Source organism: Geodermatophilus sp. SMS 5-13, from assembly GCF_059428245.1.
Genome location: NZ_CP165729.1, coordinates 4,015,194 through 4,036,049 on the forward strand (window position 1 = coordinate 4,015,194; position 20,856 = coordinate 4,036,049).

Consider the following 20,856-nt stretch of genomic DNA (forward strand, 5'->3'; position numbering starts at 1 on the left):
CCCTCTTCCGTGACCGGCATGTACCAGCGGGCGCTCGCGCAGCAGGCGCTCGAGGCGCGGCGGCACCGCTACCTGCGGCGGCAGCGGGTGCTGCTGCTGGTGTTCGCGCTGTCGACGGTGCTGATCTTCGTGCTCACGGTGCGCTGAGATGCCCGCGAAGGCCTTCGTCTGCCCCCGCTGCCTCGAGCGGTTCCACCTCTCGGCCTGGCAGAACTCCGCCGGCCAGCGGGTCGCCCCGCCGCCCCGGCAGACCCGCTGGCAGCGGTTCACCGAGCCGTTCCGCGCCGTGGAGCAGCCCGGCCCGGCGCGGTCGACGCAGTTCGAGGCGGCGCTGGGCGACGCCCGGCGGCTGTCGGCGGTCTGCCCGAACGGGCACCGGCTCCCGCCGGACTACCTGGACCGGCCGACCGTCGTCGTCGGGCTGGTCGGGCTGACCGGCGCGTCGAAGAGCACGTACCTCACCGTGCTGCTCGACCAGCTCTACGCCGGTGCGCTGGCGCCGCTGGACATCTCGGTGGAGATGGACGAGGAGAGCGCCGACCGGTTCGAGCTGAACTACCGCCAGCCGCTGCTGGTCGACAAGCGGCAGCTGCCGCTGACCCCGCTGCTGCTCGAGGAGGGGCAGTCGCCGGAGCCGCTGACCGTGGTGTTCCGGCGGTCGAGCCGCGGGGCGCCGGAGCGGTCGATGAACGTCGTCTTCTTCGACGCCTCCGGCGAGCAGCTCTACCGCAAGGAGGACCTCGGCCGGTTCGGGAAGTTCCTCTACGTCGCGAGCTCGGTCATCGTCGTCCTCTCGCCGGGCATGTTCCCCGGGCTGGCCGGGACCGCCGACCCCGGTGAGTCGTCGATCGGGCTGGCCCGGCCGACCCAGATGCTGGTCAACCTGGCCGACCTGCTGCGCAGCGCCCGCGGGCTGAAGAAGGACGCCTACCTGGCCGACGTCTCGGCGTCGGTGATCCTGGCCAAGGCCGACAAGCTGTGCTCGCGGCCGGACTTCCCGGCCGACGCGCTGCGCGACGCCGACCTCTCCCCCGCCGGGCTGCCGCGGCTGTTCGAGGACGTGCGGGCCAACAGCGGCCGGCTGGTCGACTTCCTCGAGAACAACGGCGGGTCGAACCTGCTGACGGCGCTGCTCGGCCGGCTGCCCGACCCCACCGTGCACGCGGTCTCGGCGACCGGGTCGGAGCCGCAGGCCGGCCACTACCCGTCGATCTCCCCGACCGGCGTGCTCGACCCGCTGCTGGTGCTGCTGGCGCGGCACCGGTTCATCCCGCGCGAGGGCCTGGAGCTGGAGCAGGCGCTGGCCGAATGGCCGCGGGCATGACCGCCTGCCCGCAGCTGGTCTACACCTCCGCCAGCCGGACGCTGGAGGGGCCGGGGTTCGGCGTCTTCGCGATGTCGCGGGACTGGCCGAAGGCCCTGGGGACGTCGCGGTCGTCGCTCGGCTCGCTGATCGGCCAGCCGACGGACGGCGACGCGTTCGGGGTGCTGTCGCGCGCGGGCGGCCGGCTGGCGTACGCGAAGGTGCCGGTGGTCTCCGACGACTTCGGCCGGCAGGGCAACTACGTCGTCCACCTGCTCTGGGACGGCGCCGGCGCGCTGACCGCCCGCGACGTGCTGGCCCTGCAGCGCGCCGGCGGCTTCGTGACCGCGCTGCCCTCCGGCGCCGAGCCGTCCCGCGACGCCGCGCCGGTGCGGGTGCCGGCCGGCCGCCGGTCGGTGCCGGCGCTGACGCCCGACGAGATCGACGCGCTGGTGGCGCCGGTGGCCGCGGTGCTGGCGGCGGTGGAGTCCGGCGGCGGGGTCGTGCAGCTGCCGTCGGCGTCCGTGGTGTTCGACGTGCTGCCGCGCGCGCTGACCGCCGGCGTCTCGCTGCACGTGCGGACGGCGGAGACGATGGGCGACACCGCCCCTGTGCGGGTGCTGGTCGGTTCGTACCGGCCGCCGGGCCCGGACGCCGGGAACGGCGCGCGGGCGCGGGCGCTGCTGGAGGCGGCGGCGAAGGGCGATTTGTGCCCCGACGACGTCGACGGCTTCGACGCGCTCGACGCGTGGCTGTTCGCCGACGAGTGGATGGAGCTCGACCCGGCGGCGCTGACCGACGCGCAGCTGACCGCGGTGCTGGCCTCGCCGGGTGTCGGGTCCTGGCTGCAGTCGCCGCGCGCGGCGTCGGCCGCCACGGCCGCCGCGGCCGGGGACCTCGGCGTCGAGGCCGCGCTGCTGGCGGCCGTCGCGCGCGATCCGGCGGCGCGGGCGGGGGTGCGCGCGGTGGAGATCGGCGCGGTGCTGCGGGCGGTGTTCGACGGCGGCCGGGCGCGGACGACGGACTACGGCGGGCTGACCCAGGGCGAGCTGTCCTCGGGGTTCGTGCGGGAGCTCGCCCGTGGTCGCCGGGTGGCGCGGATGAGCGCGGAGGCGGGCCTGCTGGTGGAGCAGACGCTGGGCCTCGGCCACGACGTCCCCCTGGTGGGGCTGACCGACGACGTGCCCGGGCTGGCCGGGCTGGTCGCGCGGCGGCCGGTGGTGCGCGAGGCGCTGCTGCGGCAGTGGGCGTCGGCGTCGTGGACGAAGGCGCACGACGAGCTGCTGGGGCAGCTGGTGCTCTACGACGCCGAGTGGGCCTCGACGCTGGCCGGGGTGACGCCGGAGAAGTCGCTGCGGACGGCGCTGCGCTGGGCGGCGCGGCAGATGACCGCGCGGCAGGTGGAGCGGCTGGCGGTGACGGTGGCGTCGTCGGAGGTCGCCGGCCGCGGGTGGGCGTTGCGGGAGGTGCTGTTCCCGTGCGGCCTGCCGGCCGAGGAGGTGGCCGGGATCGTCGCCCGCCAGTTCGCGCTGCTGGCCCGGGACGACGGCTGGCCCCGGGCGCTGGCGTCCAAGACCGAGGCCCGGCTGCCCGGGGATGCCGCGGAGAACCAGCCCAAGCGGCGCCGCCGCGGCTGAACGAGAAAGACCGGGGCACCTCGCCTCAGCGAGATGCCCCGGCCCAGATCAGCTCGTCACTGGAGCGCGACGGTGACGCCTCCGGAGAAGGCGGAGTCGTGCAGCTCGACGGCGGTCGGCACCATGCCGGCCGGCACGTCGAAGATGACCTTGCTGTTGAGGGTGTTGCCGGGGTTGATCTCCTCGTACAGCGAGGAGGAGTCCTCCATGTACATGCCCGCCTCGTCGTCGGCCGAGAACTCCTGGCCCTCGGCGTTGAACAGGCTGGCGTTGTCGCCGAAGAAGCTCTGCGGCTCGTCACCGATGTTGGAGACCGTCAGGTCGACGATGCAGAACTGGCCCTGCGCCGTGGTGTTGAAGTACTGGTTACCGATCTGGGTCTGGCTGCAGTCGACGCCGTTGACGACGAAGCTGAACTTGCCGTCGGCAGCAGGCTGGCCGATGCCGAAGTCGGCTGCGGCAGTCTCCGCGGCCTCGGGCTGCGACTGGTCCGGCGCGGTCGCGCCGGTGGAGGCGTCGGCGGAGGCGTCAGCGGAGGCCGTGGACGCGGTCTCGCTCCCGCCCTTCGTGGCGTTGATGATGATGCCGACGACCACGACGGCCGCGAGGACGAGGAACCACGGCTTCTTGAAGAAGGGCTTCTTCGCCGGAGTGGGCTGCTGGGGCGCCTCGAACGGCGCCTGCATCTGCTGAGTCATGTGTCTTCCCGTTCGGAGCAATGCCGGCGACCGAGGCCGACCGCGCGGTTCACGCCGGTCGGTCTCGTCCGGCGCTGTGGGCGGAGCCTCACATGGCGCAATCCCGCGTTGCGGGATTGCAGGCCGGAGCCGTCCGCATCAGCAACCTGGGTCACAGGAATCTCCCAGGCATCGCTTCGCTGGGCCACAGGGACGAGCTCTCGATGCGTTCGTCGGTGTGCGGTCTCGGCGACGTATGTGCCAGGCACGGCTCAGCCCAGCGGCGCCGCCGCGGCTGAGCCGGGCCGAGCCCGTAGCGTCGGCGGGGTGAGCGCCCCGCGGATGGACCGGTCGCACCGCGTCGCCGGCGCGCTGGTCGGCGCGGCCGTGGGCGACGCGCTCGGCGCGCCGTTCGCCGGGTTGCCGCCGGGCGAGTTCTCCCGGCGGTTCCCCGTGCCGGCGCGCGGGGTGCGCACCGAGATGTGCGGCGACCCGCCCGGCCGGCTCACGGACGATTTCGGCGCCGCGCTGGCGGTGGCGTTGAAGGTGGTCGCCGGCGAGCCGGTCGAGCCCGCTTCACCCGTGCAGGCGCTCCCCTGGGCGATCCGCGCCGCGCGAGATGCGCGGTCCGGTGGCCAGGGCGCCCCGGGTGGCCACGACAGCGCGCACCTCGGCGACACGCTGCGCCGGGCGTTGGACGGCGAGGACCCCACGCGGCTCCGGGACGCCGGCAGCTTCGCCGAGGTGCTGCGGAGGGCGGTCGACGAGGGCGGCGACACGTCCGCGCGGGCCGCGGTCGCGGGTGCCCTGGCGGGCGCGACCGTCGGCATGGCCGGCATCCCGATGCGCTGGTCCTCGGTGGTGCACGGCGAGGCCGCCGGCCGGTCCTGGCGGCTGGACGACCTGCAGGAGCTCGCCGCCGCCCTGGACGGCCGCGCGGCTGCGCCGTACGACCCCGGCGTCATCCCGCGGATCGGCCCGCGGGAGGTGCTGCCGGGCATCTGGGCGGGCAACCTCGACGGCGCCCGCTACAGCGACAGCACCTTCGCGGTCATCTCGCTGTGCCGGCTGGGTGAGCCGTTCGGCCACGAGGTACAGCGGATGGCCTACCTGGCCGACAACGACTACAACACCGAGCTCGACGTCGTCCTCGAGGACGTGCTCGCCGACATGGCCGCGCTGCGCGACGAGGGACGGCGGCTGCTCGTGCACTGCCACGGCGGGGCGTCGCGCACCGGGCTGGTCCTGCGCGCGTGGCTGCGGCGCACGGAGGGGCTCTCGGCGGACGAGGCGACGGCGCGGGTGGCCGCGAACTGGCCCTACCTCGGGCTGTGGAACGCCAGCTTCACCGCGGCGCTGGAGCGGATGCGCTGACCCGTCGGGCCGGAAACCGCTGCCGGTTCGGGGTCGGGCACGCACGCGCTGTGGTGCCGTGCCGGTACGCCGGAGTTACGCGCACTCCCCGTGCCGACCGCCGTCCTGTGGTGCGGTCGAGCGTCCGGCCAGGTCAGGACGGCGAGGCACCCCGCTCCCGGGTGTGTCGGAGCGGCAAAACGCGGGGCTGACTCGATTCGACGGGGTCCAAAGACCCTCCTAGCGTTCTCGCGGTCCGGATGGGGCCGCACAACTCCCGAACCTGGGAACCCCACCGGACGCCGCCGAACCGGGCGGCCGGCCGCGTGCCGGCGCCCGGACCGGGGACCCACCGCAGTACTGGGGTGAAGCACGACCGTCATGGGGGCCGGTCGCGCCGGGCGAGTTCCCCAGCCCGAACCCGTCAGCTAACTCGGTAGGCGGCTTCGGAGAACAAGGAGAACCGTCGTCGATGACGACTGCACACACGTCCCTCGCCCGTCGCTTCACCGCTCCCGCCCTGGCCCTCCTCGCCGGCGCCGGAATCGTCCTCTCCCCGGGAGTCGCCTCCGCCAACAGCGGGGACTCGGGCGGCGGGACCGCCGTCGCAGCCCCCGCAGCCGCGGCCAACGCCGCCGCCCAGAGGGCGGTCGACACCGCACTCGCCCAGCGCGGCGACCCCTACGTCTGGGGCGGGTCCGGTCCGAACGCCTTCGACTGCTCGGGCCTGATGCAGTACGCCTACCGGGCGGCCGGGGTCTCCCTGCCGCACTCCTCGCGGATGCAGTCGACCATCGGCACGCCGGTGTCGCTGAACGCGCTGCGGCCCGGTGACCTGGTCTTCTTCTACAGCCCGGTGAGCCACGTCGCGATGTACATCGGCAACGGCCAGATCGTGCACGCGTCGACCTACGGCCAGCCGGTCAAGGTGGTGGACCTGGCGTACATGCCGGGTGCCGTCGGCGCCCGCCGGCTCGTCTGAGCCGCGCTCCGGTGCCCCGGCCGCACGGCCGGGGCACCGGAGGCATTGACACCGCCCGCCCGCGGTGGCTGCCTGGTGGGCGTCCCCACGCACGGGAGGCCCGGCATGAACGCCACGATCACGGGGCTGCGCGACGCGATGAACGCGCACGACCCCGAGGCCATGGCCGCGCTGTTCGCCCCGGACTACCGCAGCGAGCAGCCGGTGCACCCCAACCGCGGCTTCGGCGGCCGCGACCAGGTCCTCGAGAACTGGACGCAGATGTTCGTGGGCGTCCCGGACCTGCAGGTCGGCGTCGTCAAGGAGACCACCGACGGGACGACGTCCTGGTCGGAGTGGGTGTGGAAGGGCAGCCACGCCGACGGCCGCCCCTTCCTCATGAAGGGCGTGACCGTCTTCGGCCTGCGGGACGACGGCCACATCGCGTGGGGGCGGCTGTACGTGGAGCCCGTCGAGCAGGACAGCGCACCGATCGACGAGGCGGTGCGCCAGCTCTCCGGGACGTCATGACCAGGGTGTGACCGGCCGCTCCTGCGGTTCGCCGTCGACGACCAGGTCGACGTGCTCGTTGCGGAAGCAGATCCGGCCGGCGATCCGCGGGTTCTCCGGGATCGGCGACTCGTAGCTCCACGCGACGTCCTCGAGCACCCGGTCGCCGACCCGCGCCGACCACCAGCTGGCCACGCCCTTGTACGGGCAGGTCGACGTCGTCGGGCTGGGGCGCAGCTCGGTGCGGACGTCCTCGGGCGGCAGGTAGTAGCGCACCGGCAGCGAGGTCTCGAACAGCAGCAGCGGCCGCGTGCTCTCGGCCAGCAGCTCGCCGTCCACCTCGACGCGGACCTCCCGCGAGCTGGGCACGACGTCCACCCGCTTGTGCGGGTCGCGGGCGTGCGCGACCAGCGGCTCGTCCTCCTCGAACCAGGTGAGCCCGCGGCCCCAGGAGAACGTGACCAGCCCGGCCAGCGCCTCCAGCGGCGGGGGCGGCTCGGCGTGCGCCCAGGCGGCGCGCTCCGCCCGGCGGCCGCCGGCCTGCACCGTCCAGGCGGTCATCCCGTCGTCGTCCGCCGGATCGACCAGGACGCCGGGGCGGACGTCGTCGGGCGGGAGGAAGTAGGTCGGCAGGAACGTCCGCGGCAGCGCCTCGGGCCCGTACTGCACGAACAGGACGGCGCGGCGGGAGTCGGCGACGAGCTCGTCGCCCAGCCGGACGCGGATCCACCGCGGCGACGGCTCGACCAGGGGCCACCAGGGGCGCATGCCGGCCAGCGCGGCCAGCCGCTGGCCCATGTCTCGGGGCGGGGCGCTCATGCGGGATGAGGCTCCTCCGGGCGGTGCCGCAGCTCAAGGGCCGCCAGGCCGACCTCGATCTCCGGCACCGCGGCGAACGTGTTGGACACGTAGCAGACCCGCTTCGCCGGCTCCAGCAGCGGCGTCACCTGGTCCGCCGGCGCGCTGGTGCCCACCGTGAGGGCGAGCGAGGAGAACCGCGGGCCGGCGTAGGTGCCGGTCGCGGTGACGGTCAGGTCCGGCAGCTCGATCCCGCGCTTGCCCGCCGCCCAGGCCAGCGCGAGGGCGTAGCAGGAGGACAGCGAGGCCAGCAGCAGGTCGGTGGGCATGGGCCCGCGGCCGGTGCCGCCGACCGACTCCGGCTCGTCGACGGTCAGCCGGAAGCCGCCGGCCTCGACCGTGCACAGCCAGCCGCCCTGCCAGGTGGCGACGGCGGTGTTGGTGCCGCCCCGCTCAGTCGTGCCCGTGATCGTGACCGGCGGGCCGCGCGGCGAACGCGGCCGAGCGCGCGCCGACGTCGTCGGCCGAGACCAGCCCGGCCCCGGCGAGCACTCGCTCCAGCGCCTGCAGCCAGCAGCGGTAGTAGCTGAAGCCCTCGGTGTCCGCCGCGGCGATCCGGTCGATCAGCGCCGTCCGGAAGGTCTCGTAGTCGATCGTGCCGGCGTCCACGAGGGCCATGGTCAGGCCGAAGGCGCGGCCCTCCCACGGCGCGGCGAAGACCAGCTCGCCGTTGGACCGCGGCGGCGCGGCCGGGCCGTCGACGTCGAGCGCGACGGTCACGGCGCCGCCACCCGGCGGACGCCGACCATCGCGTCCCGGGTGACCAGCCCGGCCAGCTCCTCCTCCGACATCGACTCGGTGCCCGGGGGGCGCTCCGGCAGCACCAGGTAGCGCACCTCGGAGCTCGAGTCGTAGACCCGCACCTCGACGTCCTCACCGACGTCGGTCCCCCACTCCGCGAGCACCGCGCGGGGCTCGCGGACCACGCGCGAGCGGTAGGCCGGGTCCTTGTACCAGGACGGCGGCAGCCCGAGCACCGGCCACGGATAGCAGGAGCACAGCGTGCAGACGACGACGTGGTGCACGGCCGGGGTGTTCTCCAGGACGACCATGTGCTCGCCCTGCGGGCCCGTGAAGCCGAACTCGGCGATCGCGGCGGAGCCGTCCTCGAGCAGCCGGCGCTTGTACTCCGGATCGGTCCAGGCCTTGGCCACGACCTTGGCGCCGTTCATCGGGCCGACCGCGCTCTCGTAGGTGCGGATGAACTTCTCGACCGTCTCCGTGTCGATCAGGCCGCGCTCGAGCAGCAGCGACTCGAGCGCTTCGGCGCGCAGTGCCGGGCTGAGCGTCGGGTCCGCGGTCTCCCGCACGTCGGTCATCGGGCCTTCTCCAGGTAGCTCTCGTACAGGTCGACGCTGAAGGTGGCGGGCTCGGCGTCCGGGCCCCACAGCTCCCGGGAGTCGAACCGGACCTCGTAGACGTGCTGCGGGTTCTCGCCGGTGAACGCCGCGGCGGTGTCGGGGAAGACCTGCGCCGGCAGCACCGCCGTCACGGTGCCGCGGCGGCCGCGCACGTAGGACGGCAGCCGGGTGTGCGGCGCGGGCTCCCCGGTCTGCGTGAGCACCTCGTCGCCGACGGAGAACGCCGGCGGCGCCTCGACGGTGCGCAGGTTGCCGGCGCCGCCGCTGGCCATGGTGGGCTTGTGCGGCTCGGGGGCGGCCGGCTCCTCGACGTCCTCACCCTGCAGCCGTCGCGCCCGGGCCTCGACCGCGCCGGGGGCGAGGATGCCGCTGTCGAGCAGCAGGATCTCGGCGCTGGCCAGCCACCGCTCGTAGTAACCCGACAGGTACTCCTCCTCGGGCACGCGCTCGATGGCGTGGCGGAAGGCGTGCAGGTTCGCCCCCGCGACGCGGTTGCACAGCAGCGCGAGGGCGAAGGTGCGGGCCTCCCACGGGTCGTGGAACACCGGCTCGTCGGGGTCGATCGGCGGCAGCGGCCCGAAGGCGCGGGTCCGCCCGCCCATGTCGTGCACGCGCTCCATGGCAACTCCCTCCGGCGCGCTTTATCGCGACAAAGCGCGCGCGCTTTGTCGCGATAAAGCGCGCTGTCGACCCGTCACACGGTCCAGGTGTTGAGCTGGAAGGCGCCTTCCTTCCACGCGGTGAGCGCGGAGTCGAGGACGTCGAGCGGGTTGAACGCCTTGATCCCGTCGATCAGGTCGTCCTCGCGGAACCCGTACAGGGCGCCCATCGCGAACCGGCAGGCGTAGATCGAGGCGCCCTCCTTGAGCAGCGTCTTGATCTGCTCGTTCACCGCCAGGTTGCCCGGGAAGCCCTCGGTGCCGACCTGCGGGAAGCCGCGGGTGCGCGAGCCCAGCAGCACGCCGGGGCCGTACAGGACGATGTGCACGTCGAAGCCCTTGCGCACCAGCCGGGTCGCCGTCTTCAGGTTGACCAGCGCCACCGACCCCTCGAACGGCACGGTGTGGATGAAGACGAACGCCTTCTGCCCCGGCTCGGCCTTGATGTCCGGGAACACCTTCTCCTCGAGGTCGTAGAGGACGTCGCCGTCCTGGGCCTTGGGGATGTCCACGGTCTTGCTGCTCACGACGGTCCTCCTTGACTCGGTGGTGTTCTCGGTGCGAGGCCGTCAGACGGCCGGGCCGCTCCCCTGCTCGGGCTGATGCCACGTCCGGCGGTGGCTGCCCGGCATCGCGCGCATCACCGTCGAGCGGAGCTTCCAGGGAAGTCGGTGGTAGGCGGGGACGTAGACCTGCTGCCAGAAGCGGTCCACGCCGCGCGGCGGCAGCGGCGGGGTGGTGCCGTAGCGGGCGGCGACGTCGCGCTCGGCGGCGACCATGAGCTGGCGTTCGGAGACCGCGCGCAGCCGCCGCGCGAAACTCACCTCAGCCCTCCAGCCGGACGAGCGCGTCCTGCGCCGCGAGCGCGATCGGCTCGTTGAGCGCGCCGATGGGCGGGGAGTAGACGTTCTCCATCGTCGCCAGGTCGCGCAGGGTGATCCCCTTGCGCACCGCCATGGCGAGGAAGTCGGCCCGCTCCTTGATCCCCTCGCCGCCGACCATCTGCGCGCCGATGAGCTTGAGGCTGCCCGGCTGGGCGAGCAGCTTGATCTTCACCGGCTTGACGTCCGGGAAGTACCGGGCGCGCGAGATCCCCTGGGCCTGCCCCATCACGTACGGGATGCCGAGCGCCGTCGCCAGGGTCTCGCTGAAGGAGACGCCGCCGATCATCCACTTGCCGGCGACCATCGCCCACGGCACGTAGACCGGCTGGTAGGCCCGCCGTCCGCCCGCGGCGTTGACACCGGCGACCTTGCCCTGCGCGTAGGCGTGGCTGCCGGACAGCCCCTGGATCGGCACGTTGCTGACCCCGTGCGGGATCTCCGCGCAGTCACCGGCCGCCCAGACACCCGGCACCGAGGTCGCCATCGTCTCGTCGACGGCGAACCCGCCGGCCGAGCCGAGCTTCAGCCCCGCCGCGGTGCCCAGGTCGGTGCGCGGCACCTTGTGCGTGCAGACGACGACCAGGTCGCAGGCGATCTCCCCGCCGGAGGTGGCCACGGCGCGGACGCGGCCGGCGGCGTCGCCGAGGATCGCCTCGAGCTTGGTGTTGAAGTGCAGGTGCCCGCCCATCTCCTGCCAGGACTCCTGCACCGGGGCGACGATGTCGGGGTCGGTGGCCATCGACAGCGCCCACGGGTGGGGGTCGACCAGATGCGTCTCGATGCCGCGGTGGCACAGCGCGGTGACCATCTCCATGCCGAGCGGCTCGGCGTGCAGGACGACGGCGGAGCGGACGCCGTCGAGCACCGCGTGCCACCGCATCGCCTCGCGGATGTTCTTCATGTAGTAGATGCCGGCCAGGTCCGCGCCGGGGACGTCGGGCCGGCCGTAGTCCCAGCCGGTCGCGACGACCAGCGCGTCGTAGGGCACCGGCGGCCCGTTGCCGACGCGGACGTTCGCGCCCACCGGGTCGATCGCCCTGACCGCGGTCGAGTAGCGGATGTCGATGCCGGCGTCGGCGTACTGCTGCTTGGTGCCGAGGAACAGCCGCTCGAAGTCGGGGATCTCGCCGCCGTGCACGTAGGGGATCCCGCAGGGGCTGTACGCGGCGTCCTCGTACTCGGTGTAGACGGTGATCTCGGCGTCCCTGTCGGTGCCGCGCGCCGCACCCGCCGCCCCGATGCCCGCCGCGCCCCCGCCGATGATGACGATGCGTCTGGCCACGAGGGCCTCCTTCGCCGGGGTGAGCCCCGCGGTGAGCGTTGAGCATGGGGAACGAGGCGTGCACTATCCTGTGCACCCCGGTGAGAGGCGTCAAGAGAGTCGGGACGGTCCGCAACCACTCCGACGCGCGCGTCGGACTGCCCGAGGGGGAACCGATGACCCAGGACCTCACCCAGATCGTCTCGGGCATCGGCCCGAAGCTGCGCTCGCTGCGCAAGCAGGCCGGGCTGTCGCTGCAGCAGCTGGCCGCCCGCTCCGACGTCTCCGCGGCCGCCATCCACAAGATCGAGCAGAGCGGCATGGTGCCCACGATCACCACGCTGCTCAAGCTGGCCGGCGCGCTCGGCCGCCCGGTGGCGTACTTCGTGGACGAGGAGGAGGTCGCCTCCGATCCGACGGTGTTCATCAAGGACGGCGACCAGCGGCCGATCCTCACCTCGCACACCGGCATCGATCTGGCCGGGATCAGCGGCGCCTACGGCCGGTTCTTCCTCGCCGGCGCCCGCGCGACCGTCGTCCCCGGGGCCAGCAGCGGCGAGAAGGCGATGGAGCACCCCGGCGAGGAGCTCGTCTACCTGCTCGAGGGGCGGCTCGAGTTCGTCGTCAACGAGCAGCGTTACTGCCTGGAGCCCGGCGACTCGCTGCACTTCCGCACCGTGCAGCCGCACTTCTGGCGCAACCCGGGCACCACCGACGCCGTCGCCCTCTGGATGGCCCTGCGCCCCCAGTAGAAGGACCACCCTTCCCCCCACGCCTCGCACGCTCGGCGCGGGTCCCTGAAGGATGGCCGTTCCAGCACGTCACCATCCCCACCGCTCGCACGTTCGCGGCGGGCCCCTGCCGCGGGGCCGTTCCATGACCTCGCCACGGTGGCCGGTCAGATCCCGAGCGCGGCCTCTAGCTCCTCGTGGGTGGGGCCGGCGAGCGGCGCGGCGCCGCCGTGCTCGCGCAGGACCTCCCGCGTGCGGGCGACCACGGCGGGATCGGTGTAGACGGCCTCGGGCAGGCCGACCATGCCCATGACCTTCCAGAACGCGCGGAACACCAGCGGGTCGAACGGCGCGGCGCCGCGCAGGTCGGCGAAGGTGACCCGCTCCGGCCGGTCGGTCGCCGGGGGTGCCGGAGCGCCGAAGACGGCGTGCCGCAGGGCGGTCAGCCGGGCGGCGTCGATCGCCGCCTGGTCGCGGTAGAACGGCTCGACGTGCGCGACGACCTCCCGGTCCAGCGCGGCCACCGGATCGGCCGACCCGGCCTGCGCGAGGACGTCGACCAGGTCGGCGGCGGACCGCAGCGCCAGGCCCAGCCCGCGGCCCAGGGTGGGGTTGGTCGTGCAAACGCTGTCGCCGATCGCCACCGCCCCGGCGACCACGGGCGTCCCGTCGGCGACCAGCCGGCGCAGGGTGTTGTGCAGTCCGCCCATCGGGAAGACGGCGGTGATCGGCTCCAGCACGTCCAGCCAGGCCGCGAACGCCGGCACCGTGCGCGCCACCGCGGTGAACACGTCGGCCCGCGCGACGCTGCGGAACCGCTTGTCCTCCACCATCGGGACGAGGGCGAGCACCATCGTCTGGTTGTCCGCGCGCCACAGGCCGATGGCGAACTCGTCCAGCGCGGCGAGCAGGCGCGTGGCGAGCGGTCCGGGGAGCCCGTCCGAGCCGCGCAGGCGGTAGTGGCGGCTGTAGTAGGCCAGCCCGCACTCGGCCCGGGCGGTGGCCGTCGTCCGGCCGCCGACGGATGTGAGCCAGCGGTCGATCACCGAGCGGCGACCCGTGGCGTCGACCACCAGGTCCGCGGCCAGCCGGCTCGTGCCGGTGCGCACCCCGGTCACCCGGGGCGGACGGGCGGCGGAGGCGGTCAGCCCGGTGACCCGTTCGCCCCCGTGCACGGTCAGGCCCGGCTGGTCCGCGGCGGCACGGCGCAGCACCCAGTCGAGCGTCGAGCGCCGGGTCATCAGGGCGGTCAGCCGCTCGTCACCGGGCCACGCGCTGCGGTCCGGCAGGGTGGGCGGCAGCTGCGCGGCCAGCGGCGCCTCGGCGACCCCGGCGGCGAGCAGCCCGGCGTGGACGTCGGGGAGCCGCCGGCGCAGCAGCTCCGGGCAGAGGCCGTACAGGGCGTGCGGGTGCACCAGTTGCGGGGCCGCCGCCCGGAACGCCGCCTCGGCCGCGGACTCCACGTCCGGCGCCGGCGCCAGCGGATCGCCGTCCAGGAGCGTCACGTCGTGCCCGGCGCGGGCGAGCAGCAGCCCGGCGAACAGTCCCGCCGCGCTGCCGCCGACCACCGCGATCCGCACGCGCCGCCTCCCGGAGCCGAGCGCCGCCAGGGCCGCAGGCTACGCCGTCAAGCCGCGTGAGCGGGGCCCGTCAGGCCGGGGCCGGGGCGCGGTCGAGGGCGGCGTAGATCTCCAGGTGGCGGCGGGCGCTCGCGGCCCAGGTGAACCGCTGCGCCACCTCCTGCCCGGCGGTGATCAAGCCAGCGCGCAGTCCGTCGTCGGTCAGGACGGCGAGCAGCGCGCCGGCCAGCGCGTCGACGTCCCCGACCGGCGCGAGCAGCGCGTCCCGGCCGGGCACCAGCCACTCCCGGAACACCGGCAGGTCGCTGGTGACCACCGGCGTCCCGGCGCTCATCGCCTCCAGCACCGCCAGCCCGAAGCCCTCCTTGACCGACGGGAAGGCCAGGGCGTCCGCGGCGCGGTACCAGGACGGCATGTCCTCGTCCGGCACGGTGCCGACCTCCACCACGTCCCGGCCGAGCTCGAGCCCGAGCGCCGGGAGCGACGCGCGCACCGCGTCGGAGTAGGCGCGGTAGTCCTGGAAGGAGTGCCCGCCGAGCACGGCGAGGACGGGGTCGAGGCCCGACCGGCGGACGGCGGCCAGCGCCCGGACCAGGTCGTCGCTGCCCTTGCGCGGCTCCAGCCCGCCGACGGCGAGCAGCAGCGGCCGGCCGGTGGCCCCGACCGACGCCCGCAACTGCGCCGCCCGGGCCGCCGCTCCGGAGGCGTACCGGTCGACGTCCACCCCGTTGGGGACGACGCCGGCCCGCACCCCGTAGTCGGCCGCGAGGATCTCCCGCCACACCTCGGTCACCGCGAGCACGACGTCGGGCTCGAGGATCGCGGCGCGCTGGCAGTCCATCAGCACCCGGCTGGTGAAGTCGTCGACGTGGTGCACCGTGCGGACGACGGGCACCGCACGCCCCGCATCGCGCACCCGGGCGGCGGCGCGGGCGCTGATGCAGTCCTGGGCGTGCAGCACGACGTCCGGCGTCGCCCCCACCACGTCGGTCAGCACCCGCTCGAGGACGTCGATGCAGCCGGCCACCTTGGCCTCGAGGTCCGGCGCGCCGTCCGGCCCGGGCACGAGCACCACCGGCGCCCGCACCGGCCGGTAGAAGCCGGCCGCCGGGTCGCCCAGCGCGACCACCCGGACGTCGACGCCGAGCTGAGCGAGCGCCTCGGCCAGGGCGAGCGTGTGCACGACGCCGCCGCGCGGCTTGGTCGAGTAGGTCAGCAGCGCGACCGGCCTCATGCGTCCTCCTCGACGAGCTCCGGACGGCGCAGCGCGATCGCCGCCGCGGCGCGGGCGGCCTGCGCGTTGGTCTCGGGCACCAGGCAGCCGGCCTCCTCCAGCCGGGCGCGCTGCGCGGAGTACCGCTGCGGGTCGGCCTCGATGCCGAGCAGGTAGGTGACGATCCGCGGGCCGCGGAGGCCGGCGCAGGCCTCCGCGAGGGCGCCGGCGGGGTCGGCCGCGCTGCCGTGCCCGAGGACGACGTCGAGCAGCACGACCGCCACCGCGGGGTCGGCCGCGGTGTCCCGGAGCAGCTCCAGCCGGCGCGATGGGTCGATCATCGGGTGCGGCCGCCCGCGGGTGTACTCCTCGGCGCCGAGGTCGAGCAGCAGCGGCGCGCCGTCGGGCGGGGGCGGGGTGCGGCCGGCGCGCAGCGGCTCGTTGGACCACACCGGACCGAGCAGCCGCTCGAGCACGTACTGCGCCTCGTAGCAGAGGGTGCCGCCGGAGAAGAGCCCGCGGACCGCGCGCCGCTCCCCCGGCAGGTCGCGGACCGCGGCGGCCACCCGCTCGCGCAGGCCGGGGCCGGGTGCCGGCACCGTCGTGCCGGCCAGCTCCGCGGCGGCCCGCGCGCCCTTCTCGAGCGTGGCGACCAGCCGGTCGTCGCCGCCGTCCGCGAGCCCGAGGAACACCGCGACCGACGGGGTCGAGCCGCACTCGGCGAGCACGGAACGCGCCACCGCGGGGTCCGGCGGCTTCGACACGAGCAGCACCACCGCGGTCGCCGGGTCGGCGGCCAGCGCCCGCACCGCCGCCCGGGCCATCAGGCCCCCGACCCGCCCGCCGAGGTCGCGCCCGCCGACGCCGATCACGTTCGTGACCGGCACCCCCCAGCGGTCGAGCAGGGTCGAGACCTCCTGCGCGCCGGTGCCGGCGGCGGCCACGACGCCGACCCCGCGCGCGCCGGAGGCGGTCAACGCGTTGGCGAACCCCAGCCCGGTCCCGGCCAGCACGGCGGTGCCCGCGCCGGGGCCCATGACCAGCCGACCCAGCCGCAGCGCCCGCTCCTTGAGCTCGACCTCCTCCTCGACCGGCACGTTGTCGCTGAACAGCAGCACGTGCAGGCCGGCGGTGAGGGCGTGGTGCGCCTCCAGCGCGGCGTACTCGCCGGGCACCGAGACGACGGCCACCGACGACTCCGGCGCGCGGCGCACCGCCTCGCGCAGGTCGGCGGGCGGGAACTCGGCGGCGCCCGATGCGGCCGGCGCCCGTTCGGCGAACGCCACCTCCCGGCCGGCGTCCAGCGCCGCCGCCAGCACCTCGTCGTCGTCGGCCGCCGCGGCGAGCACCAGGTCGTTGGCGGTCAGTCCGTCGAGGTCCTCGGCGGAGAACCCCGCCGCGGCGAGGTCCTCCAGGCCGCGCGGGCCCGCCATCACCGCGCCCGCCCAGCTCACCCCGGGCCGGGAGTCCATGGCGACCGTGGTCGCCATGACCAGCAGCGAGTCCAGATAGGTGTCGCGGTGCACCCGCAGGCCGCGCACCGTCACCGCGCGCCCGCCGGCACCGTCGCGCGCTCGATCACCGTGCCCGCGCCGGACCGGCCGACGGCGGCGGCCCGCAGCAGCGGCGCGGAGGTGATGATGGCGCGGTGCCCCCCGTCGCGCAGGAAGTTCAGCGCCGCGGTGATCTTCGGCCCCATGCTGCCGGGCGGGAACTGACCGGCCGCCAGGTGACCCGCGGCCTCCTCGGGGTCGAGCCGGTGCACCGGCCGCTGCCGCGGGGTGCCGTGGTCGAGCACGACGCAGTCCACCCCGGTGAGCAGGTAGAGCTCGTCGGCACCGACCGCGGTGGCCAGCGCGGCCGCGGCGAGGTCCTTGTCGATGACGGCGTCGAGCGCGACCATCCCCCGCGCGGCGACGGCGATCCCCCCGCCGCCCGCGGCGAGCACCACCGACCCGGCCGCGAGCAGCGTGCGGACGGCGGCCAGCTCGACGATCCCGGCCGGCCGCGGCGACGGCACCACCCGGCGCCAGCCCCGGCCGGCGTCCTCGACCACCCGCCAGCCGCGCTCGCGGGCCAGCTGCTCGGCCTCCGCGCGGTCGAGGAACGGCCCGATCGGCTTGGTCGGCTGCGCGAACGCCGGGTCGGCCGGGTCGACGGCGACGTGCGTCAGGACGCACACGGCCGCCCCCTGCCCGCACTCGACGTCGATCGCCCGCGCGAGGACGCCGCCGAGCTGCCCCTGCGTCATCGCCGAGAGCTGGTGCAGGGGCTGCGGTGGCACCTCGTCCGCGAGCGCGTCCTGCTGCAGCGCCAGGTTGCCGACCTGCGGACCGTTGCCGTGCACGACCGCGACGCGGCGGCCGGCGCGCACCAGCCCGGCGAGGGCGGCCGCCATCCCCGCGGCGTTGGCCGCGATCTCCTCCGCGCCGCCGAGCTGGTCGGCGCGGGTCAGCGCGTTCCCGCCGACCGCGACGACGGCCGTCCGCTGGTTCATCGCCGACCACCTCTCCCGCATCGGATAGGAGACGGCATGTTGAAGATGGTGAACCCGTGCCGCCGAGGAGCGCAATGAACCGCGACGCCGCCGATCCCTTCGCCGGCCCGGCGCCGGGCGCCCCGGACCCCGACGACGGCCCGGTGCCGACCCTGCTCGCCGTCTCGTGGGAGCAGGCCGAGGCCCGGCTCTACCCCGCCGTCCTCGAGCGGCCGGACCTCTACCAGCGGATCGTCCGGCTGGTCCGGGCCACCGCCGACCACCTGCGCCTGCTCGGGCCGGGCACGAGCGCCCTCGTCGCCGCCGCCGAGCGCGGTCCGGAACTGGTCGCCGCCGTCGCCGACGACGGCGGCCTGTCGGTGATCGAGCTCGACCCGGAGCTCGTGGCCCGGGCCGCGCTGGCCCTGCGCTACCGGGAGCTGCGCGGCGAGCAGGTCGTCCGCCGCCGGCTGCGGCGCGTCGAAGAGGCCCGCGCGGGCGGAGCCGGCTGGGTCGTCGTCGAGGAGAGCGGCGCCGCCGACGGTGATCCGTTCCTGCCGTACGCGCGGCTGGAGGTGGCGACCGCGACCGGCGAGGGCGTGCTGGTCACCGCCGCGCCCGACGAGGAGTACCGCCGCGTCGTCCACCAGACCCGGCGGGTCCGCCTCGACCCGGCGACCGGCGAGGTCGAGGCCGGGGACGACATGAGGATCCACCCCGACGCGGCCGCCCGCGACGACGCCGCCGCGGCGGTCCGGGCCGAACTCGAAGGGCCTTGACAGACACCCTGGTCGGATCGAGTGTTTCCGATAGTGAACGCCGGTGGCGGCCCAGGAAGGGGCGGCTCATGACCGTGACCACGGAAGCGCCCACACCCTCCGCGGAGGACGTCGCCCGGCTGATCACCGCGCTGCAGAGCGAGGGGCTGCGCGTCGAGGTGCCCGTGGCCACCCGCACCGGCGGGGCCGGGCCGGCCGACGCCGGGATGCTCTACGTCGAGGGCGTCCGCACGACCGTGCCCACCGCTGCCGCGTACGTCGCCGACTCCCCGTACACGCTGCGCGGCGAGGACGACGGCGGGTGGGGCGTCTACCGCGACGGCGTGCGGCTGGCCTCGGCGTCCGCCGCGCCCCGCCCGCGCTACTACGACCTGACCACCGCCGACGGCATCCCGTACTGGCAGATCGCGCTGCTGCACCTGGACTCGGTGGCCAGCACCGTGCTGCAGACCTGCGCCTACTGGGGCACCGCCGACCAGTGCCGGTTCTGCGGCATCGGCGTCACGCTGGCCGCCGGCCGCACCATCGCGAAGAAGACCCCCGCGATGCTGGGCGAGGTGGCGCGAGCCGCCCGCGACCTCGACGGCGCCGTCGACGCGACGCTGACCACCGGCAGCACCGCCACGCCCGACCGGGGCGCGATGTACGTCGCCCGCTGCGCCGCCGCGGTCAAGGAGGCCGCCGGGCTGCCGGTGCAGGTGCAGTTCGAGCCGCCGTCCGACCTCGACGTGATCGACCGGGTCGCCGACCTCGGCGTGGACTCGGTCGGCATCCACGTCGAGAGCTTCGACCCCGCGGTGCTGGCGCGGGTGGCCCCGGGCAAGGCCCGCTGGGGTCTCGAGGCCTACTTCGCCGCGTGGGAGCGGGCGGTCGCCGCGTTCGGGCCGGGGCAGGTGTCGACCTACGTCATCCTCGGCATGGGCGAGGACGTCGAGCTCACCGTCGAGGGCTGCCGGCGGGCGATCGACCTCGGCGTCTACCCGTTCGTCGTCCCGCTGCGGCCGGTGCCGGGCAGCCTCATGGAGGAGTTCCGCCCGCCGCCGCGGGAGGCCGTGGAGGCCGTCTACCGCCGCGTCGTCCCGTACCTGGCCGCGCGCGGGCTGTCCGCCGCGGGGGTCACCGCCGGCTGCGCGCGCTGCCAGGCCTGCTCGGGCCTGGGCGCGTTCGAGCGCTCGGACAGGGGGATCCGTGACGGACGTCCGTCCCTTCCCGTCGTCGCTCTCTGAGAGCTGCCGGCCGGTGGCCGACGCCGGCGAGCTGGCCGTCCACCTGGCGATCCGCCGGGCGGTGTTCGTCGCCGAGCAGGGCCTGTTCGACGGCACGGACGCCGACGAGCACGACGACGACGCGGCGACGGTGCACGTGCTGGGCTTCGTGCGCGGTGAGCCGGCCGGCACGGTGCGGCTCTACCCGCTGACCGGAGGGCTCTGGCACGGCGACCGGCTGGCGGTGCTACCGCCGTTCCGCCGCGACCGGATCGGCGGGCAGCTGGTGCGGCTGGCCGTGGCGCTGGCCGGCGAGCGGGGCGGCACCCGGATGCAGGCCCGGGTGCAGCAGGTCAACGTGCGCTTCTTCCAGCACCTCGGCTGGGCGCCGACCGCGCCGCCGGCCGACCACCTCGGCGTGCCGCACCAGTGGATGTCGATCCCGCTATGAGCTCAGCGCCGCAGGTTGGTGACCCCCTCGCGGGTCAGGTCGAAGACGGTCGCCTCGTCCCCGGCGCGGACCAGCCGGATCCGGCCGGTGTCGTCGAGGACCCCGAGCGCCGCGGCGGTCAGCCCGCGGTCCCGGAAGCCGGCGAGGCAGTCCTCGACCCGCTCGGGCGGGCAGGTCAGCAGGAAGGCGAACGCCGGGAAGCAGGCCAGCCAGTCGGCCATCGGCACCGCGGCGGGCACCGGGAGGACGTCGAGGTCGAGGGCGACCCCCAGCCGCCCGGGCTCGAGCAGCATCGCCAGCGAGCCGACCAGGCCGGCCATGCTCACGTCCTTGGCGGCCACCGCCGCGCCGGCCGCGGCAAGCTCGGCGAGCAGCCGGACGTCGCCGGCCAGCCGGTCACCGCGCTGCTCGAAGGAGGGGAAGAACAGGAAGTCGGTGCGCATCGCGCCGTCCAGGCAGCAGCCCAGCACCAGCACCTGGCCGGGCGCGGCCGCCGTCGCCGAGAGCACCCGCTCGGCGCGGCCGATGCCGAACGCCGACAGCGCCGGCGGCCCGTCGGTGCGGGTCAGGTGGCCGCCGACGATCGGGACGTCGTAGCGCTCGGCGGCCCAGCGCATGCCGCGCAGCACCTCCCGCGCCACCTCGGGCGGGCCGACCACGGTGTCGAGCAGCGCGACCGGGCGGGCGCCCATCGCGGCCAGGTCGTTGACGTTGGCCAGCACGGCCGCGATCCCGGCGCCGTGGGGGTCGGCGGCGACGAATGCCGGCAGGATCGCCTCCCCGCCGACGACGACCGAGCCCGCGCCGTCGGGCAGCACCGCGCCGTCGTCCCCCGGGCCGGCGTACCAGTCGCCGCCGCCGAGGACGTCGGCCACCAGGCCGATGTCGGCCTTGGCCCGCACCCCCGGCAGCGTCCGGAGGGCGTCGGCGAGCGAGGCGAGATCGGCCACGGCGACC

At 75.2% G+C, this 20,856-nt stretch carries 24 protein-coding genes and 1 riboswitch; of the genes, 10 read left to right on the forward strand and 14 right to left on the reverse strand.

Annotation, left to right across the window (positions count from 1 at the left end; genetic code table 11):
• Positions 1–9: 9 nt before the first annotated feature.
• Genes AB3388_RS19410 through AB3388_RS19420 form a run of 3 tightly spaced genes read left to right on the forward strand, consistent with a single transcriptional unit; the run spans position 10 to position 2,940 of the window.
• Positions 10–147 carry a hypothetical protein gene (locus AB3388_RS19410; RefSeq protein ID WP_495406958.1) on the forward strand — a complete coding sequence of 46 codons (138 nt, stop codon included), beginning with the start codon at positions 10–12 and terminating at the stop codon, positions 145–147.
• A gap of 1 nt (position 148) precedes the next feature.
• Positions 149–1,324, forward strand: coding sequence for a hypothetical protein (locus AB3388_RS19415; RefSeq protein WP_495406959.1), 1,176 nt, complete (start codon positions 149–151; stop codon positions 1,322–1,324).
• Complete coding sequence (locus tag AB3388_RS19420; RefSeq protein WP_495406960.1) at positions 1,309–2,940, forward strand: hypothetical protein; 1,632 nt, start codon at positions 1,309–1,311, stop codon at positions 2,938–2,940. Before AB3388_RS19415 ends, AB3388_RS19420 begins: the two co-directional genes overlap by 16 nt.
• 56 nt (positions 2,941–2,996) lie before the next feature.
• Here the strand turns inward: AB3388_RS19420 and AB3388_RS19425 are convergent, their stop codons facing one another.
• A complete protein-coding gene (locus tag AB3388_RS19425; RefSeq protein WP_495406961.1) occupies positions 2,997–3,638 on the reverse strand; it encodes a DUF4352 domain-containing protein in 642 nt (213 codons plus the stop codon).
• Between the two features lie 306 nt (positions 3,639–3,944).
• Here AB3388_RS19425 and AB3388_RS19430 point away from each other — a divergent pair, with 306 nt between their 5' ends.
• From AB3388_RS19430 to AB3388_RS19440, 3 genes are all read left to right on the forward strand, one after another.
• Positions 3,945–4,991: an ADP-ribosylglycohydrolase family protein gene (locus tag AB3388_RS19430; protein ID WP_495406962.1), complete on the forward strand. Its 1,047-nt coding sequence runs from the start codon at positions 3,945–3,947 to the stop codon at positions 4,989–4,991.
• Between the two features lie 272 nt (positions 4,992–5,263).
• Positions 5,264–5,427: riboswitch (cyclic di-AMP (ydaO/yuaA leader) on the forward strand.
• A 15-nt stretch (positions 5,428–5,442) separates the two neighbouring features.
• Positions 5,443–5,952 carry a C40 family peptidase gene (locus AB3388_RS19435; protein WP_495406963.1) on the forward strand — a complete coding sequence of 170 codons (510 nt, stop codon included), beginning with the start codon at positions 5,443–5,445 and terminating at the stop codon, positions 5,950–5,952.
• Positions 5,953–6,057: 105 nt separating this feature from the next.
• Positions 6,058–6,462, forward strand: coding sequence for a nuclear transport factor 2 family protein (locus AB3388_RS19440; protein ID WP_495406964.1), 405 nt, complete (start codon positions 6,058–6,060; stop codon positions 6,460–6,462).
• On the opposite strand, the gene AB3388_RS19445 is transcribed toward AB3388_RS19440, so the two are convergent.
• From AB3388_RS19445 to AB3388_RS19480, 8 genes are all read right to left on the reverse strand, one after another.
• Entirely contained in the window at positions 6,457–7,260 is an 804-nt protein-coding gene (locus tag AB3388_RS19445; protein WP_495406965.1) for a DUF427 domain-containing protein, read from the reverse strand. The two genes, AB3388_RS19440 and AB3388_RS19445, sit on opposite strands and share 6 nt — an antisense overlap.
• Positions 7,257–7,709, reverse strand: a complete 453-nt coding sequence (locus tag AB3388_RS19450; protein WP_495411472.1) for an OsmC family protein — start codon at positions 7,707–7,709, stop codon at positions 7,257–7,259. Before AB3388_RS19450 ends, AB3388_RS19445 begins: the two co-directional genes overlap by 4 nt.
• Positions 7,693–8,019, reverse strand: coding sequence for a nitrile hydratase accessory protein (locus tag AB3388_RS19455; RefSeq protein WP_495406966.1), 327 nt, complete (start codon positions 8,017–8,019; stop codon positions 7,693–7,695). Before AB3388_RS19455 ends, AB3388_RS19450 begins: the two co-directional genes overlap by 17 nt.
• Complete coding sequence (gene nthA / locus AB3388_RS19460; protein WP_495406967.1) at positions 8,016–8,618, reverse strand: nitrile hydratase subunit alpha; 603 nt, start codon at positions 8,616–8,618, stop codon at positions 8,016–8,018. The genes AB3388_RS19455 and nthA overlap by 4 nt, the downstream gene beginning before the upstream one ends.
• Entirely contained in the window at positions 8,615–9,280 is a 666-nt protein-coding gene (gene nthB / locus AB3388_RS19465) for a nitrile hydratase subunit beta (RefSeq protein ID WP_495406968.1), read from the reverse strand. The genes nthA and nthB overlap by 4 nt, the downstream gene beginning before the upstream one ends.
• A 74-nt stretch (positions 9,281–9,354) precedes the next feature.
• Positions 9,355–9,846, reverse strand: a complete 492-nt coding sequence (locus AB3388_RS19470; protein WP_448627753.1) for an MSMEG_0572/Sll0783 family nitrogen starvation response protein — start codon at positions 9,844–9,846, stop codon at positions 9,355–9,357.
• Between the two features lie 42 nt (positions 9,847–9,888).
• On the reverse strand, positions 9,889–10,143 hold the full coding sequence (locus AB3388_RS19475; protein WP_495406969.1) for a hypothetical protein: 255 nt from the start codon (positions 10,141–10,143) through the stop codon (positions 9,889–9,891).
• 1 nt (position 10,144) lies between these two features.
• The gene (locus AB3388_RS19480; protein WP_495406970.1) at positions 10,145–11,485 is read right to left on the reverse strand and encodes an FAD-dependent oxidoreductase; all 1,341 of its coding nucleotides are present in this window, start codon (positions 11,483–11,485) and stop codon (positions 10,145–10,147) included.
• 155 nt (positions 11,486–11,640) lie between these two features.
• On the opposite strand from AB3388_RS19480, the gene AB3388_RS19485 reads away from it, so the two are divergent.
• Positions 11,641–12,216: a cupin domain-containing protein gene (locus AB3388_RS19485; RefSeq protein ID WP_448627750.1), complete on the forward strand. Its 576-nt coding sequence runs from the start codon at positions 11,641–11,643 to the stop codon at positions 12,214–12,216.
• A 146-nt stretch (positions 12,217–12,362) separates the two neighbouring features.
• Here the strand turns inward: AB3388_RS19485 and AB3388_RS19490 are convergent, their stop codons facing one another.
• The 4 genes from AB3388_RS19490 to AB3388_RS19505 form a co-directional block, all read right to left on the reverse strand.
• Entirely contained in the window at positions 12,363–13,775 is a 1,413-nt protein-coding gene (locus AB3388_RS19490) for an FAD-dependent oxidoreductase (protein WP_495406971.1), read from the reverse strand.
• 70 nt (positions 13,776–13,845) lie between these two features.
• Positions 13,846–15,009, reverse strand: coding sequence for an MSMEG_0565 family glycosyltransferase (locus tag AB3388_RS19495; RefSeq protein ID WP_495406972.1), 1,164 nt, complete (start codon positions 15,007–15,009; stop codon positions 13,846–13,848).
• Positions 15,006–16,535: an AllF/FdrA family protein gene (locus AB3388_RS19500; protein ID WP_495406973.1), complete on the reverse strand. Its 1,530-nt coding sequence runs from the start codon at positions 16,533–16,535 to the stop codon at positions 15,006–15,008. The genes AB3388_RS19495 and AB3388_RS19500 overlap by 4 nt, the downstream gene beginning before the upstream one ends.
• Positions 16,532–17,485: an amino acid kinase family protein gene (locus AB3388_RS19505; RefSeq protein ID WP_495406974.1), complete on the reverse strand. Its 954-nt coding sequence runs from the start codon at positions 17,483–17,485 to the stop codon at positions 16,532–16,534. The genes AB3388_RS19500 and AB3388_RS19505 overlap by 4 nt, the downstream gene beginning before the upstream one ends.
• A 74-nt stretch (positions 17,486–17,559) precedes the next feature.
• Between AB3388_RS19505 and AB3388_RS19510 the strand changes: the two genes are divergently transcribed.
• The 3 genes from AB3388_RS19510 to AB3388_RS19520 all read left to right on the forward strand — a co-directional run bounded on the left by AB3388_RS19510 (position 17,560) and on the right by AB3388_RS19520 (position 19,899).
• Entirely contained in the window at positions 17,560–18,243 is a 684-nt protein-coding gene (locus AB3388_RS19510; protein ID WP_495406975.1) for a hypothetical protein, read from the forward strand.
• Between the two features lie 68 nt (positions 18,244–18,311).
• Positions 18,312–19,469, forward strand: coding sequence for an MSMEG_0568 family radical SAM protein (locus AB3388_RS19515; protein ID WP_495406976.1), 1,158 nt, complete (start codon positions 18,312–18,314; stop codon positions 19,467–19,469).
• A gap of 13 nt (positions 19,470–19,482) precedes the next feature.
• Positions 19,483–19,899 (forward strand): MSMEG_0567/Sll0786 family nitrogen starvation N-acetyltransferase, encoded by a 417-nt coding sequence (locus AB3388_RS19520; protein ID WP_495406977.1) that lies wholly within the window; start codon positions 19,483–19,485, stop codon positions 19,897–19,899.
• Between the two features lie 2 nt (positions 19,900–19,901).
• Here AB3388_RS19520 and AB3388_RS19525 read toward each other — a convergent pair whose 3' ends face one another.
• Positions 19,902–20,849, reverse strand: a complete 948-nt coding sequence (locus AB3388_RS19525) for an AIR synthase related protein (protein WP_495406978.1) — start codon at positions 20,847–20,849, stop codon at positions 19,902–19,904.
• Positions 20,850–20,856: the final 7 nt, after the last annotated feature.

Excerpts from the sequence above, each read along its gene's own strand:
- AB3388_RS19495 (WP_495406972.1), bottom strand. The coding sequence starts at position 15,009 with ATGAGGCCGGTCGCGCTGCTGACCTACTCGACCAAGCCGCGCGGCGGC.
- AB3388_RS19435 (WP_495406963.1), top strand. The coding sequence starts at position 5,443 with ATGACGACTGCACACACGTCCCTCGCCCGTCGCTTCACCGCTCCCGCC.
- AB3388_RS19505 (WP_495406974.1), bottom strand. The coding sequence starts at position 17,485 with ATGAACCAGCGGACGGCCGTCGTCGCGGTCGGCGGGAACGCGCTGACC.
- AB3388_RS19445 (WP_495406965.1), bottom strand. The coding sequence starts at position 7,260 with ATGAGCGCCCCGCCCCGAGACATGGGCCAGCGGCTGGCCGCGCTGGCC.
- AB3388_RS19510 (WP_495406975.1), top strand. The coding sequence starts at position 17,560 with ATGAACCGCGACGCCGCCGATCCCTTCGCCGGCCCGGCGCCGGGCGCC.
- AB3388_RS19425 (WP_495406961.1), bottom strand. The coding sequence starts at position 3,638 with ATGACTCAGCAGATGCAGGCGCCGTTCGAGGCGCCCCAGCAGCCCACT.
- AB3388_RS19420 (WP_495406960.1), top strand. The coding sequence starts at position 1,309 with ATGGCCGCGGGCATGACCGCCTGCCCGCAGCTGGTCTACACCTCCGCC.
- AB3388_RS19485 (WP_448627750.1), top strand. The coding sequence starts at position 11,641 with ATGACCCAGGACCTCACCCAGATCGTCTCGGGCATCGGCCCGAAGCTG.
- AB3388_RS19515 (WP_495406976.1), top strand. The coding sequence starts at position 18,312 with ATGACCGTGACCACGGAAGCGCCCACACCCTCCGCGGAGGACGTCGCC.
- nthB (WP_495406968.1), bottom strand. The coding sequence starts at position 9,280 with ATGGAGCGCGTGCACGACATGGGCGGGCGGACCCGCGCCTTCGGGCCG.
- AB3388_RS19440 (WP_495406964.1), top strand. The coding sequence starts at position 6,058 with ATGAACGCCACGATCACGGGGCTGCGCGACGCGATGAACGCGCACGAC.
- nthA (WP_495406967.1), bottom strand. The coding sequence starts at position 8,618 with ATGACCGACGTGCGGGAGACCGCGGACCCGACGCTCAGCCCGGCACTG.
- AB3388_RS19415 (WP_495406959.1), top strand. The coding sequence starts at position 149 with ATGCCCGCGAAGGCCTTCGTCTGCCCCCGCTGCCTCGAGCGGTTCCAC.